The sequence below is a fragment of the Mesorhizobium sp. M8A.F.Ca.ET.161.01.1.1 genome (assembly GCF_004792105.1).
Taxonomy (GTDB): domain Bacteria; phylum Pseudomonadota; class Alphaproteobacteria; order Rhizobiales; family Rhizobiaceae; genus Mesorhizobium.
The window spans coordinates 87,926-88,516 of the sequence record NZ_SRTD01000023.1 but is presented as its reverse complement, the minus strand read 5'-3'; the positions used below and the strand labels follow the sequence as shown (position 1 = coordinate 88,516).

The 591-nt window shown below is 54.7% G+C and carries 1 protein-coding gene; it reads left to right on the top strand.

Features of this window, described 5'->3' with window-relative positions; translation table 11 throughout:
• Window positions 1-453: 453 nt before the first annotated feature.
• The coding region (locus EN804_RS31820) for an FAD-dependent oxidoreductase (protein ID WP_135922075.1) at window positions 454-591 on the top strand (138 nt) is incomplete at its 3' end.

The following is a 591-nucleotide window of genomic DNA, read 5'->3' as shown; positions in this document are numbered from 1 at the left end:
CGACAATCATAACCAAGCCTTCGCTCGGACGTCCTTCGTCGAGATCGGACCTGCCAAGACCATTCGCGTCCGGCAGATGTCCATTGTGTAACGGTTTTGTTGCATCGTTCCAAAAATCGGAAATTTGTCCCATCGCCTTACTTACTCCTCTCGGCCGTCGACTTTGCTTTCTCCCTTCTTGTCATGGCTACCTCGCAAAGCTTGTCGAAGGCATGAACAATACGCTCGTTCACCGTGTGTCAGACTGCCTGCACACCAACGCGGAATAGATTCAAGGAGTAGGCCATGCGCCGTCCCAAGGCACCGACGTATGGCTTCCCTGTCCTTTAGAGGTAACCCAACCTGAGAGGCATAGTACGATGCTGTGGAAGGCGCATTAATCCTGGTTAACAATTTGGTAATTATATCTTAGCTAGCTAATATACCAGACCCCAATGGCTTTGCGCAGGTCTAATTCCCCATCCAGGCCGGGCGTGCGACTGTCTCATAATCGGGGGCGGTCCGGCCGGCTTGGCTGCCGCGACATATCTCGGGCGTTTTCGCCGCCGGGTCATGGTCGTCGACGCCGGCGAAAGCCGCGCGAGGTGGATA